Genomic DNA, 12,754 nt, shown 5'->3' on the forward strand with positions numbered 1-12,754 from the left:
GCAATATCAGAAGTGCCTTTGTTACGATTGTCGGTGTTTGGCCGCTTGACAGCGGCCATCATCTGTAGAAAGTCTCGCTCTAGTGCGGGTGTAGCTCAATGGCAGAGCAGCAGCTTCCCAAGCTGAATACGAGGGTTCGATTCCCTTCACCCGCTCCACGAAGCCAAGTGCAGTCGACAACGCAAAAAGATCCTGATCGCTACCTGACGGAGCGAAGCGGCGGAACACTCTTACGCCGCGGCCGTTTAGTCTCCAGTCCAACAAAGCAGGAGAAAGCGTTATGGATTGGAACCGCGTCGAAGGAAACTGGAAGCAGATGAAGGGCAAGATCAAGGAGCAGTGGGGCAAACTCACTGATGACGATCTTGATCAGATTGCCGGCAAGCGCGACCAGTTGGAAGGCAAAATCCAGGAACGCTACGGTATCGCGCGCGATCGCGCGCGGCGAGACATCGACGATTGGTACGGCAATCAGACTTGGCATTGACCTGACGAGCCCGGAGCCAACCCTCCGGGCATTCCGCCTCATGCCAGCTTCACGATGGGAAGTTGATCTTGGTCATGAAGCCGCGATCGATCAGTTGCTGCGGCCCGTCATAGCGAATCGACTGACCGTAGCTGAAATCGATTTCCCCTTCGCGATGAAGAACATCCATCATCTTCTGGTAGTGCTCGGAAGAATTATAGTGCTGCTTGCCCTCAGCTGCTTCGGTTATCTTGGCCTTGTAATTGGTGAAGAATTTGAAGTGCAGGATAGCGCCCCAGACAGACGGGAAATTGCGGCCATAGGGCAACGGCTGGTGGAGGCTGCTTCCGAAAAGGCACGTTCTGTCCCAGTAGATCAACGGGTATTTGATAAGCTCGTTGCCCTCTCCGAATTTTCTGCCCCGCGGCCCGCCCCTAACACTGACGCCTCGCTTCTTGATCGTTGACACATAGCTGTCACCATCAAAATAACGCGAGAACTGCCACGGCTTGTCGACAGAAGATGGGTGCGCGCCGACTTCGCTCAGCCTGGGATACATATCCAGCATAGGCGCGGCCATTCGCTTGAGGTTTTGAGCTTCAAGCGTGCGGATAAGGGATGGCAACGGTTGGCTGAAGCAATCATCGTAGACGAGGAACTCATCGGAATCGACATTCAGATACCATCGATCGAGACCATACCTGGAGAACAGGCTTTCCCTCCAATTTCGGCCCCGCCGTGCTTCGCCAAATCTTACGGGCGAGGTCCAAACGTCAACGTCCGGCTCATTTAAGAGAGCCTCTCTTGTACCGTCAGTCGAAACGTCGTCAACGCAGATGAACCGCGTCACGCCCAGCTGGCGATAGTGTTGAATGAATGCGCTTAGAAGAACAGCGTCGTTATGGGTAACAAAGACAAGGGGCACATCTGCTGACGTGAGGGGCTCGATCTCGCGAACTGGCTGGATGGTCACATCAGCTCGATTGCGCCTCTCGCGGCGTGTTACCCGAAATGTGTCATAGCCCGTCTGGAGACGATCGAGGAAAGAGCGCGCAAGATCGGGCGCGCCGGAGGAAAATGGGTAGTTCATGAGCGGGAAACAGGACTCCTAGAATATCCAAAGCAGCTTGTAGCGCGTTTTCCGGCGTGCATCGTTCCAACACATCCTGAAAAACTTCGCTTTCGTCAAAAGACCCGTCGGTGGCAGTTTGTCGACCAGGCGGTAGCAGCCAAGGGTGTATGTCAGTCGTTGGGAGAGCTTATCACGAAACCCCTTTGCCCCATACCTTTGCTCGGAACCCGATCCTTCCCTGAAGTCCAAGGTGGGGCCGGGGACATAGGTGACCAGATCGCGAACGACAAATTCCGAGAGGACATAAGAGGCGAAGCCCCAAGGATTGCCCAGTTCGTACCAGCGCGCCATCAATATATCGACTGACCGCGATCTGAACATGCCGTAGATCCACTCGGACGGAAATGTCAGGTTGCGTGGTACGCGACCTTTTGCATACGACTCCTGAAAGTTGAATATGTTGGCTGCCGGATTCTTGAGCTTGAAGCCTTTGGCATTGAAGCTCTTTGTCGAGCAGGCGGCGAGCAACTTTGCCTCGTCGGCATCGAGCGCCTCGACCAGCTTTCCCAAGAAATCTCGAGATGAAAGATCGTCGGCTGCCCGAAGGCAAAAATAGCCTGCCGCCTCAGCGCCGAGCTTCACGGCCTTGGCGAAGTTCGCTTCGGCACTCAGATGGGTTTCGTTTGAGATGACGGAAAAGCGGGCGTCTTCCTCGCAAAAGCGCTGCGCCACCTGCAATGTCTCATCTGTGGAGCAGTTATTGAGGATAATGGCGCGGAACTCGCCGAAGTCCTGATCCGCGATTGACTGCAAGCTCTCTCGCAGGGTCGTTGCGCCGTTGTAGACCGGAAACATCACCATAACTCTGGCATTCATCGGCAAGACACCACGACAGAACCATTAATCAAAAAAAGCGGCCGATATCCACGCGCGGCACCGGCTTCCCAGCTTTCAATTCCCGCTGATTTATCCCCTTGCCACGGAAATGCAACGATCACGTAGCCAGCCTGCCTTGATCGCCTTGCAACACCGCGAAAGGATGCCCTTAAGACGTAGGCTCGCAGATAATTTCGATAGTTGACAATCCTCTAATAAACATAGTTAATTTTTAACTATTCTCCGATATCACGGGAACGCAGACGACCCCTTGGTCGTTGTCGGCATGATCAGGAGGAGTGGCAGCATGCTTTTGAAGATTTTCACGGCAAAGCGCGAAATCCGGGACAATGGCGATACCGGCACCTATGCGGACGGCTACCATGCGCCGGAAGCGCCTCTTGCGTCGGCGCGCGATGACGATCGTGCTTCCTATGAGCGCGATTATGGTCGCGGCCGCAAGGTAGAACAGATTCCGCTCGGGTTTGCCTGAGTTCTCTTTTGAATTGCCTCTCGGCGCGAGCTTGCGCGCCCTGCAGCGAAGCCATGGCTTGCTGCTTGAAGTCAGAAGACGATAATTAAAAAGGGCGGCAATGAGCCGCCCTTCGTCTTTTGGGTCTTGGTTGGATCAGAATTCCGTCCAGTCGGCGTCGTCGCGCGCGCTGGAAGGAGCGCTGCCAGTACCGAAGGCGCTTGCAAGCTTCTGCCCGAGCGCGCGAGCTGGCGAGTTGGAGGGGCGCGTGATCCCTGAAGTGGCGATGCGGACCGGCGCCTTTCTGGCTGCGATCGGCGGCACGGCGGGACGTGGCGCGGAATGGATCGGAGTGCTGTGGAGTGGAACGCCGGCAACGGTCGCGCTGAACCCGCCGGTGCCGGTGAGCTTGAACTGGTCGAGCAGATTGTTCAGTGTCGCCGCTTCCGTCGCGAGCTTGTGGCTCGCCGCCGTGCTTTCCTCCACCATGGCCGCATTCTTTTGCGTTCCCTGGTCCATCGTGTTCACGGCCGTGTTGATCTCGTGCAAGCCGGTCGATTGCTCGCGGGCGGCTTCCGCGATCGCGTCGACGTGCTGGTTGATCTCCTGGACTTCATGAACGATGGCATCCAGCGCCTTGCCGGTTTCGCCGACAAGCGACACGCCCGTCTGCACATGACCGCCTGACGCGGTGATCAGCGACTTGATCTCCCTGGCGGCGTTGGCCGAGCGCTGCGCGAGTTCGCGCACCTCCTGGGCAACGACGGCAAAGCCTTTTCCGGCTTCCCCAGCGCGGGCGGCCTCGACGCCGGCGTTGAGTGCGAGAAGGTTCGTCTGGAAGGCGATGTCGTCGATGACGCCGATGATGTTGCCGATCTCGGCGGAGGACTGCTCGATCTGCTGCATGGCGTTGACTGCCTTGCGCACGACCTGGCCGGACTTTTCGGCACCCGCCCGCGTGCGCGCCACGAGGCCGCGTGCTTCGTCGGCGCGTCTGGCGGCATCCTTCACCGTGGTGGTGATCTCCTCGAGTGCCGCGGCCGTCTCCTCGACGGAGGCTGCCTGCTGCTCCGTGCGCTTTGAAAGCTCGTCTGCGGAGGCGCGGATCTCGCTTGCGCCGGCCGTGATGGCACGGGCGTTGGCGCCGACCGTCTGCATGGTGTCGTTCAGCCGCAGGATCGAGTCGTTGAAATCTTGCCGCAGCGCGTCGAGATCGCCAACAAAAGCTGTGTCGATCCGTGACGCGAGGTCCCCGGCGGCCAGTCGGCGCAAGCCGTCGCCAAGCGCGCCAACCGCGCGTGAGAGGTCTGCGGCGTCGGTCGCGCGCTGCGCCTCGCGCTCGCGGCGTTCGCTGTCGCTGAGATTGCGGTTCCTCTCGGCCTCGCTCTCGATCTGGATGCGCTCGACGGCGTTGTCGCGGAAGACCGCAACGGCGCCGGCCATTTGGCCGATTTCGTCGAAGCGATCAAGGCCGTCGATGGCGCTCTGCGTATCGCCCTGCGCGAGCTGTGTCATCCGGTCACGCAGACGGGCCATCGGGGCGGTGATCCCCGCTTGAGCGACCCATACGCTAAGGCCGAGCGCGCCAAGTGCAGCAAGGCCGATCAGCGCGAAACAGAAGGTTATGCGCTGCTTGACCGTAGAGGAGAGTGCATCGCCGCCGTCGTTCAGCAACGCCATCAGCGCGTCGTTGTTGGCGATCATTTTCGGGGTGACCGTGTTCAGTTTGGCGTTCAGCATGCTGGCCGCGAGCTGCGCGCCAGCGCTGTCCTTTGCCTTGGCGAGGTCGACGACCTTGCTGGAAAGCGCTTCCATCTCGCCAATGCCGACGAGAATGTCGTCGATTGCCTGCTTGCGGCTTGGAACCAGGGCGGCGGCCTGTTCGAGACGTTCGCGCGCCTGAGGCATCTTGCTCGGCGTTGCGAGCGCCGTATTGAAAGCGGGCGTGTCCGGCTTGAGGCCGGCGATCAGCGTCACCTGAAGCACGGCGGCGGTTGCCGAAGCGCTGGCGCGCGATGCCTGCATGGCAGCCATCGCCTCGTGGTCGATAAAGGCACTGTAGGCGGCGTCGGCACCGCGGAATTCCGTGATGACGTAAACGAGGCCCCCGAGCGCGATCGCTCCGAGAAGCGCGACGACAGATATGATTTTCGTCCGGATTTTGAAATTCTTCAGCATGGATATGTCCAGTCGCTTGATCCGGCCAGTGGCGGGCCGGCTATGAAAGCATTTTGAGAGGCAGGCATGACGCATGATACGGCATGGTGGGATGCCTTGAAGGCTCGACATGCGCATCATGCATTCGGCCCGCGAGCCGGCGTCGTCTCGGCGAATAGAATGGGACATTGTTTAATGCGCCCCTAACACTTACTGCCAGTCCCAGGAAAAACTTGGACCGTGCCGCCTAGTGCTGAGCGGCGCTAAGCGCGACGCAACGTCTCAGTTGTGGTGACGGGCGCATGAGGCTCCTGTCCCGGAGGAAGGGTCTTCTCGGCAGCTCGAATAGCGCGCGCCACGCCGCGACCGAAATCATCGGCCAATAGAGCGGGACATAGATCCAGCGCGAGGGGAAGCCGAAGCCCGCGCGCGACGCTGTCGGTATCGCTTGCAAGGAGCTTCCTGCTCGATACTGGTGCTGTTGCGGCGGGCGAGCTGCATCGCACGGGTGATTGTCGGCTTGCCGATGCCGAGTTGCAGCAGAACCTCTGCTTCCTGCTAATAGGAATCGGTCGCCACGCGCGTCGGTAACGGCGGCGCGTCATGGCGGATTGTAGGATCATCCAAGGGCGCGCGGTCGTCGATCCCGCCCGGCGCATATTCCCGGACACGCATGACTCTGATACACCGTTCCCAGAATGGCAGTGCATTCTTCCCGAGGCGGATCACAATGGTGCAATTTAAACGAGCATCCCTGAATCTTAAAGGGCTATGCAGCTTTTGGCTGTGTCTGGTTGCATTTTTTTGCCCGCTCTCGCTGTTCGCGCAGCAGGCGGCGCCGAGCTTGCCGCTGCTTTTCGATTCCAGGGAGCGTCTTGCAAAGCCGGACCTTTCGTCGCTCGTGCGCCTGCGGTTCCTGACGACGATCGATTTTCCGCCGTTCAACTTTACGGATCAGAACGGCAAGCTTGCCGGCTTCAACATCGATCTCGCCCGCGAGATCTGCAATGAACTAGAGATTGCAAGCAAATGCCAGATCCAGGCACTGCCGTTCGTTGACCTGAATGCTGCGCTGGCAGCATCGCAAGGCGATGCCGTCATCGCCGGCATTGCCGTCAGCGAAGAGTTGCGGCGGCAATTCGCCTTTTCTCGCCCGTATCTGATGCTGCCCGCCCGCTTTGTTCGAAACTTGAAGGCTCCCATCAAGGGTGAAGATGCCAGTGCTTTGGCCGACCATTCGGTCGGCGTCGTCAAGACGACGGCGCACGAGGCCATGCTGTCGGCCTATTTCCCGAAGGTGAAGGTCGTACCCTTCGACAGCAAGGATGCCCTTTTGGTGGCATTGAGAGAGGGCAAGGTGGAGGCTGCCTTCGCAGATTCCCTCCAGCTTTCGTTCTGGGTTTCGTCACAGGCTTCGGCCAAATGCTGCGCGCTGTTCGACGGGCCCTATCTCTCCGAGCAGTTTCTTGGCGAAGGCATGACGATTATGCTGCGTCAGAAGGACGATGTTCTAACCGCAGCGCTCGACCATGCGCTGGCAGCGCTGTCGCGTAGTGGCCGCCTGCAGGAAATCTACCTGCGCTATTTCCCTTACGGCTTGTACTAAAGCGCGCCGCGATCTTTCAGATTCGCCGCGCTTTAGATTTTGTTTTTGCGCATGTCTTCATCTCGAAACCGGTTCCCACTTTCGGGAGACATGCGTTAGCCCTTGCGAAAGCGGGCGATCGCGCTGCGCTCGATAGCAGCGCAGGTCAGCTTGTCGAGGCCGAGGCGGTCGCGCAGCAGGCTGAGCAGGCGCAATTCTTCCGCCTTGACCGAGAGATCGGCCGAGGCAACTTCGACAGCTAGGGCGTAGGCCGTGTCGTAGAGGCGCGAAGGCAGCGTGTCCTTGACGGTTTCAAGCACGATGTCGAGACCCTCGGGGCCGGCCAGCAGTGCTGCGCAGTCGCGCGCAACAGAAATCAGCTTCTCGTCGTCGAAATCATGGAAGACCGGCAGGAAGCCGATCAGTTGGCCGATGCGCGCCATCTCGCGATCGTTCATAGTGCTGTCGACGGCGGATGCCATCACCATCACGTAGATCAGTGCGTCGTGGGCGGAAAGCGGCTTGTTCATATCTCGATGATCCCTCTGAACCGAGCTCAGAGTCTAGGAATTGGCCAGCGACATTACAAGCCGTCAAGCGGCAGATCGGAAGGCAGATTCTCGGGGATGCTGGTTTCTGCGGCGCTGCGAGGGTCGTCACCATAGAGGCCTTTGCCTGTCTGCCTTGCCTTCTCGCCGACTTCGGCAAGCACAGATCCCTTTTCAGCCTCTGCCCAGCCGTTTTCGACGAGCCACTGCGAAATGTCCTGCGTGCCGATCCTGCAGGCGGCGGTAACCGTGCCGGTCCACTCACTGCTGTCGAGATCGCAGCGGACGGTCCTGAGGCGCACAAACAGCCGCACATTGGTTTTCGCCAGCATCCCGCATGGCCATTCCCGGCCTTTGCTGTCGGTGCATATCCTGTCTGCTGGCGTAGGATTGATGCCGGCAAGTTGCAGGCGGCGTTCTCCAAACGCCAGCACGCCCGCACTTTCTGCGACGGGGCGAACGAGGTTCACGCCCTTGTCTTCGGCGATTCTTGCCGGTTGCTCCGGCTCCGCTGCCGCAATGCGCTCCAACGGCTTGCCGTCGACCACGGCTGGGTAAAACTGGCTGACGTCGTCGACGCGCCGCGCATTCATGCTGGCTTCGGGATTTGTCGTTGGTCGCGCTGCGGCGGCGGGAGGCGGCACATGCAAATCCGTTGGAGCTGCAGTCTCCTGCGGATCAATGGCCGAGCCAAGCCGCTCTCCGCCCGCCGCTATCAGGCCGGCAACGGTTCCGATCCCTGCAACAGCCGTCAGAATTGCCGCGGGACGCATGGAATATCTTCCTACTGGCTGGCCCAGATGATGCGGGCGATCCAATCCACGTCGGAAAGCTCGATCGTCCGGTTCGGATGCTCGGGGTTGAGCGACATCAATTCGATCGATCGCGGGCTCTGGCGCAACAAAACCTTGGCCATAACCTCGCCCTCGCGCGTCTTGACGACGACGCGATCGTTGCGGCGAACCTGCGCGCCTGGCTCGACGATCAGAACGTCGCCATCGCGGTAGAGCGGCATCATGCTCTCGCCCTGAACCTCGAGCGCATAGACGCCCGCTTTCTGCGAAGGCGCCGTCGGGAATTCCACGACGTCCCACCCTTGCCCGGCCGGAAAGCCGCCATCATCGAAGAAACCGCCGGCGCCGGCCTGCGCAAAGCCGAGAAGCGGGATCGAGCTGCCCTGCGGCGGGAAGGCCCCCTCCGGAAGGCCGGAGAAGCTGCCTGCCGGGCGCATGAAGGTCAGGAATTGCTCCATGCTGGCGCCGGTTGCATCCAGCACCTTGGCGATCGATTCCGTCGACGGCCAGCGCAGCCGTCCATCGGCAGACAGTCGCTTGGACTTGTTGAAGGAGGTCGGATCGAGCCCAGCGCGTCGGGCAAGACCTGATGGCGTCAGGTCATGCCGTTCGGCAAGCCTGTCGATTGCTCCCCAGATTTGCTCGTGTGACAGCATGTCGCCCGATTCCCGCGCGTGCGCGATCCCTCAACGGCGAAATATTAACCGCAAGCCCAGCGGGAGTAAAGAGATGAAAGGAATAAAATCCTGTCCCGGGCCTCAGGCCACCATTGCCATGTTGATCTTGCCGAGCTGGATCACCGCTTGCGTGCGGCTGTCGACATTGAGCTTGAGCAGGATGGCCGAGACATGCGCCTTGATCGTCGCCTCGGAAACGCCGAGCTCGTAGGCGATCTGCTTGTTGAGAAGGCCTTCCGCCAGCATCGTCAGGACACGGCTCTGCTGTGGTGTCAGCGTATGCAGACGGTGGATCAAGTCTGCGACGTCAGGGTCCTGTTCCTGTCCGTCCCGGTAGCTCTCTGGCGTGGCGATATCGCCGGCGAGAACCGTCTGGATGCCGCGGCGGATGTCGTCGATCCCTGAGGATTTGGAGATGAAGCCGGATGCGCCGAGTTCCAGCGCGCGGCGGATCGTGGTCGCATCATCGGTCGCGGAGACGATGACGATCGGCAGCCCGGCAAATTCGGAGCGCAACGCCATTAGGCCGGAGAAGCCGCTGATGCCAGGCATCGAAAGATCGAGCAGCATCAGGTCTGCGTCCGGGTGCTCCCCGGCGGCCATCCGCGCTGCGGCGAAATCGCCGGCTTCGACGATCTCAGGATGGCCTTCCATGCCAATCACGGCCTGACGAAGCGCATCCCGGAAAAGCGGATGGTCGTCGGCAATGATGATTGTCTGTTCCTGCATCGATGACCCCCTCCCAAGAGCCCGATTGCCCGGTCATGGCTCGTGCTCCCCACACGATACATGCCTCCATTCTGATATGACTATACCAAATCATGTCTTTTGCGGAAGGGTATTGCGCTCCTCCTCGCTTTGGAATTCCTTGACTATCCCCATGAAGCTGCGCATCCAGCGCTCCATGATGCCGATCGAGCGGTCGATTTCCGCGTCTGAGGGCAGGGCCTTGTTGACGATGCTCTTGTTCTCCAGCGCCGTGACGCGGGCTGCAAGCCGGTCGAGTTCCTGCTCGTAGGCGGCGCGCTCGTCGGCAGCCATTCGGCAGACGAGAGTACTGTCCTTCTCCTCGCAGAGCGACATGGCGCCAGTCTGCCGGTCGAGGCGCACGAAGTGGTCGCCGCTGCGCTCCAGCTGGAAGCGGGACGTGTCTGTTTCTGCCGCGTGGACGCCGAGCGGCAAAAGAAGCGCGAAAAGGCCGATTGCGATATGTCTCATGATTTCCTCCGGAAATCTCGGTGGTCGCCGCATTTTTCGTGGCGAGGCGTGGACATCGCCTTCGCTTTGCGGCAAAGCCCGGGAAAGACCAGTCATTCTGAGGCCATCATGACCCTGACACCCACGCTTTACAAGATCGTGACGGAAACGCTCTGGCAGGAGACGAAGGCGGCCGGCATTTTCCGGGGTGCCGCCATCGACCTCCAGGACGGCTATATCCACTTCTCGACAGCTGCCCAGGTCAAGCAGACGGCGGCATTGTATTTCGCGGGTCAGTCGGGGCTTCTGCTCGTTGCCGTCGATGGTAGCAAGTTCGGCGAGGAGCTCGTTTTCGAACCGTCACGCGGCGGCGATCTCTTCCCGCATCTCTATGCCGATCTGCCGGTCTCGGCTGTATTGTGGGAAAAGCCGCTGCCGCTCGATGCCGCCGGCCAGCATATCTTTCCGGACCTTCAGCCATGATCGATCTCTTCAAGCACGCCGCCCGCAAGGGGCTCTTCCTCTTCGACCCAGAGACTGCGCACGGCATGTCGATCGCCGCGCTGAAGGCAGGTGCCGTTCCGGCCTGTCGGATCGCGCCCGATCCGCGCCTGCGCCAGAGTATTGCGGGCCTCGATTTCGTCAATCCGATCGGTATGGCCGCCGGTTACGACAAGAATGCCGAAGTGCCGGAAGCGCTACTGAAGATCGGCTTCGGCTTTACCGAGATCGGCACCGTGACGCCGAAGCCGCAATCCGGAAATCCGCGTCCGCGCATCTTCCGGCTGGTCGAGGATGAAGGCGTCATCAACCGCCTCGGCTTCAACAACGAGGGACACGACGCCGCCTTCGCGCGGCTGTCGGCAGTGCGCGGCAACGGCATGATCGGCGTCAACATCGGCGCCAACAAGGACAGCGAAGACCGCATCGGCGACTATGTTCTCGGCATCCGCCGTTTCTACTCCGTCGCGCGCTATTTCACCGCCAACATCTCCTCGCCGAACACGCCGGGTCTGCGCGATCTGCAGGCGCGCGAAAGCCTCGCTACGCTCTTGTCGGCGGTGCTGTCCGCCCGCGATGCCGAAGCCGCTAAGTCGGGCAGGAAGATCCCGGTCTTTCTGAAGATCGCGCCCGATCTGACGGAGGAGGGGCTGGATGACATCGCTGCCGAGGCGTTGTCGCACGCGCTGGATGGCTTGATCGTCTCGAACACCACGCTTTCCCGCGATGGCCTTAGGGATCAGCGCCAGGCGAAGGAAGCGGGCGGGCTCTCCGGCAAGCCGCTGTTCGACAAATCCACCGTCGTACTGGCAAAGATCCGCAGGCGTGTCGGCGGAGCGATGCCGATCATCGGCGTCGGCGGCGTGTCGTCGGCGGAAACGGCGCTGGAGAAGATCAAGGCAGGCGCCGATCTCGTACAGCTTTATTCCTGCATGATCTATGAAGGGCCGGGACTGCCTGGCACCATCGTCCGCGGCCTGTCGAAGCTGCTGGATCGCGAGCAGGTGAAATCGATCCGCGACCTCAGGGATAGCAGGACGGATTACTGGGCAATGCGGAACGTCTGATCCGCCCGCGGCCGGACGAGCATCGCCAGGAATACCCCGCGAACGAACAGGAAGCCGTTCATCGCCAACCACAGCCCGTGGTTGGCAAAGAGCGGCACGAAAACGGCAAGCGCGACGAGGTAGCCGGCAAACGACATCAGCATGCGGTTGCGCATGTCCGTCGACCAGGTCGCGCCGATGAACACCCCGTCCATCAGGAAGGCGAGGGCGCCGGTGAGGCCGGTGACGGCGGCCCATGGCAGGTAGGTCTCGGCCGCCTGCTGGACTTCCGGCGACGTGGTCAGCACCGAAATCAGCCAGGGACCGGCCAGCAGGAAGAACACCGAGATGATGCCGGCAAGTCCGAAAGACCAGAGCGCCGTCAGCTTCAGTCCGCGGTCGAAGGCCGGCCGGTAGCGTGCACCGATGGCACGTCCGGTGATCTGTTCGGCCGCGTTGGCAAGTCCGTCGAGATAATATCCCGAGAGCAGGAAGAAGTTCATCAGCACGGCGTTGGCAGCAAGCGTCACCGCCCCGAAGCTGGTGCCGATCCGCGTCATCAGCGTGAAGGCGGCAAGCAGCACGAAGGTGCGGACCAGGATGTCGCGGTTCAACGCGAAGAGTTCGGCCAACTGATGTCGCGAGACGATCTCCGCACGTGTCGGTCGGTCAGCACGGTCGAAGCCGCGGAGGACGATCAGCAGGCCGATGACTGCACCAGCCGTCTCGCCGACCATCGTGCCCCAGGCAACACCGGCGACACCCCAGTCGAGCCAAAGGCCCAGGTAAATCGCGAGCACGATGTTGGTGCCGTTGATGATCGTCTGCAGCAGGAGGCCGACACCGCCCTGGCCGCGGCCGAGCACGAAGCCGAGGATCGCGTAGTTGGCGAGCGCTGCCGGTCCGGCGAGAATGCGGATGGAGAAATAGGTGCTGGTCGCAGCCGCAACGGCGTTCTCCGGTCCCATCAGCTTCAGCCCCGCTGCAAGAAGCAGCGGCGACAGACAGAAAAGCGCCACGCCACAGCCGAGCGCCGAGATCAGCGCCCGCCAGAAAACGCCCTGCTCAGCATGCCGGTCGTGCCGCCCGAAGGCCTGGGCGGTCAGTCCGGTGGTGGAGGCGCGTAGGAAGTTGAAGCTGCCGAGGATCAGGTCGAATAGCATGGCCCCGATCGCAAGCCCCGCGAGCGCGTCCGGCTGGCCCATATGCCCGACGACGCCGGTGCCGACGAGACCGAGCAGCGGCGTGGTGATGAAGCCGAGCGTCATCGGAATCGCGATCGAGAGCACCAGCCGGTGCGTGACGTCGAATGCCAGCCTGTTTTCGTGACCGTGAGTATCCATGCCTGCCTCTGAAAGCTGAG

Annotated in this window: 14 protein-coding genes and 1 tRNA gene; 6 read left to right on the forward strand and 9 right to left on the reverse strand. The window is 60.9% G+C overall.

What is annotated here, in order from left to right:
* Nucleotides 1-84: 84 nt before the first annotated feature.
* Together ACSQ9D_RS00775 and ACSQ9D_RS00780 are read left to right on the forward strand one after the other, a co-directional pair.
* Nucleotides 85-158 (forward strand) — tRNA-Gly (locus tag ACSQ9D_RS00775).
* Between the two features lie 122 nt (nt 159-280).
* Nucleotides 281-487 carry a CsbD family protein gene (locus ACSQ9D_RS00780; RefSeq protein WP_024313142.1) on the forward strand — a complete coding sequence of 69 codons (207 nt, stop codon included), beginning with the start codon at nt 281-283 and terminating at the stop codon, nt 485-487.
* A gap of 49 nt (nt 488-536) precedes the next feature.
* On the opposite strand, the gene ACSQ9D_RS00785 is transcribed toward ACSQ9D_RS00780, so the two are convergent.
* Nucleotides 537-1,556: a glycosyltransferase family 2 protein gene (locus tag ACSQ9D_RS00785; protein ID WP_436280776.1), complete on the reverse strand. Its 1,020-nt coding sequence runs from the start codon at nt 1,554-1,556 to the stop codon at nt 537-539.
* 18 nt (nt 1,557-1,574) lie between these two features.
* Nucleotides 1,575-2,414: a glycosyltransferase family 2 protein gene (locus tag ACSQ9D_RS00790; RefSeq protein ID WP_436280777.1), complete on the reverse strand. Its 840-nt coding sequence runs from the start codon at nt 2,412-2,414 to the stop codon at nt 1,575-1,577.
* 307 nt (nt 2,415-2,721) lie between these two features.
* Here ACSQ9D_RS00790 and ACSQ9D_RS00795 point away from each other — a divergent pair, with 307 nt between their 5' ends.
* A complete protein-coding gene (locus tag ACSQ9D_RS00795; RefSeq protein ID WP_024313139.1) occupies nt 2,722-2,907 on the forward strand; it encodes a hypothetical protein in 186 nt (61 codons plus the stop codon).
* Between the two features lie 135 nt (nt 2,908-3,042).
* Here the strand turns inward: ACSQ9D_RS00795 and ACSQ9D_RS00800 are convergent, their stop codons facing one another.
* Nucleotides 3,043-5,064 carry a methyl-accepting chemotaxis protein gene (locus ACSQ9D_RS00800; RefSeq protein ID WP_436280778.1) on the reverse strand — a complete coding sequence of 674 codons (2,022 nt, stop codon included), beginning with the start codon at nt 5,062-5,064 and terminating at the stop codon, nt 3,043-3,045.
* Between the two features lie 709 nt (nt 5,065-5,773).
* Between ACSQ9D_RS00800 and ACSQ9D_RS00805 the strand changes: the two genes are divergently transcribed.
* Entirely contained in the window at nt 5,774-6,649 is an 876-nt protein-coding gene (locus ACSQ9D_RS00805; protein ID WP_436280779.1) for a transporter substrate-binding domain-containing protein, read from the forward strand.
* Between the two features lie 95 nt (nt 6,650-6,744).
* Here ACSQ9D_RS00805 and ACSQ9D_RS00810 read toward each other — a convergent pair whose 3' ends face one another.
* The 5 genes from ACSQ9D_RS00810 to ACSQ9D_RS00830 all read right to left on the reverse strand — a co-directional run bounded on the left by ACSQ9D_RS00810 (nt 6,745) and on the right by ACSQ9D_RS00830 (nt 9,865).
* On the reverse strand, nt 6,745-7,158 hold the full coding sequence (locus tag ACSQ9D_RS00810; protein WP_436280780.1) for a tellurite resistance TerB family protein: 414 nt from the start codon (nt 7,156-7,158) through the stop codon (nt 6,745-6,747).
* Between the two features lie 53 nt (nt 7,159-7,211).
* A complete protein-coding gene (locus ACSQ9D_RS00815; protein WP_436280781.1) occupies nt 7,212-7,949 on the reverse strand; it encodes a thermonuclease family protein in 738 nt (245 codons plus the stop codon).
* 11 nt (nt 7,950-7,960) lie between these two features.
* The gene (locus ACSQ9D_RS00820) at nt 7,961-8,626 is read right to left on the reverse strand and encodes a S24 family peptidase (RefSeq protein ID WP_436280782.1); all 666 of its coding nucleotides are present in this window, start codon (nt 8,624-8,626) and stop codon (nt 7,961-7,963) included.
* A gap of 102 nt (nt 8,627-8,728) precedes the next feature.
* Complete coding sequence (locus ACSQ9D_RS00825; RefSeq protein ID WP_436280783.1) at nt 8,729-9,376, reverse strand: response regulator; 648 nt, start codon at nt 9,374-9,376, stop codon at nt 8,729-8,731.
* Nucleotides 9,377-9,466: 90 nt separating this feature from the next.
* Nucleotides 9,467-9,865 (reverse strand): hypothetical protein, encoded by a 399-nt coding sequence (locus ACSQ9D_RS00830; RefSeq protein WP_436280784.1) that lies wholly within the window; start codon nt 9,863-9,865, stop codon nt 9,467-9,469.
* Nucleotides 9,866-9,973: 108 nt separating this feature from the next.
* Between ACSQ9D_RS00830 and ACSQ9D_RS00835 the strand changes: the two genes are divergently transcribed.
* Both ACSQ9D_RS00835 and ACSQ9D_RS00840 read left to right on the forward strand, forming a co-directional pair.
* The gene (locus tag ACSQ9D_RS00835) at nt 9,974-10,327 is read left to right on the forward strand and encodes a DUF952 domain-containing protein (RefSeq protein WP_436280785.1); all 354 of its coding nucleotides are present in this window, start codon (nt 9,974-9,976) and stop codon (nt 10,325-10,327) included.
* Entirely contained in the window at nt 10,324-11,412 is a 1,089-nt protein-coding gene (locus ACSQ9D_RS00840) for a quinone-dependent dihydroorotate dehydrogenase (RefSeq protein WP_436280786.1), read from the forward strand. The genes ACSQ9D_RS00835 and ACSQ9D_RS00840 overlap by 4 nt, the downstream gene beginning before the upstream one ends.
* On the opposite strand, the gene ACSQ9D_RS00845 is transcribed toward ACSQ9D_RS00840, so the two are convergent.
* Nucleotides 11,388-12,734, reverse strand: coding sequence for an MATE family efflux transporter (locus ACSQ9D_RS00845; RefSeq protein ID WP_436280787.1), 1,347 nt, complete (start codon nt 12,732-12,734; stop codon nt 11,388-11,390). The two genes, ACSQ9D_RS00840 and ACSQ9D_RS00845, sit on opposite strands and share 25 nt — an antisense overlap.
* Nucleotides 12,735-12,754 lie beyond the last annotated feature (20 nt).

Source organism: Rhizobium sp. LjRoot258, from assembly GCF_964254185.1.
Lineage (GTDB): Bacteria > Pseudomonadota > Alphaproteobacteria > Rhizobiales > Rhizobiaceae > Rhizobium.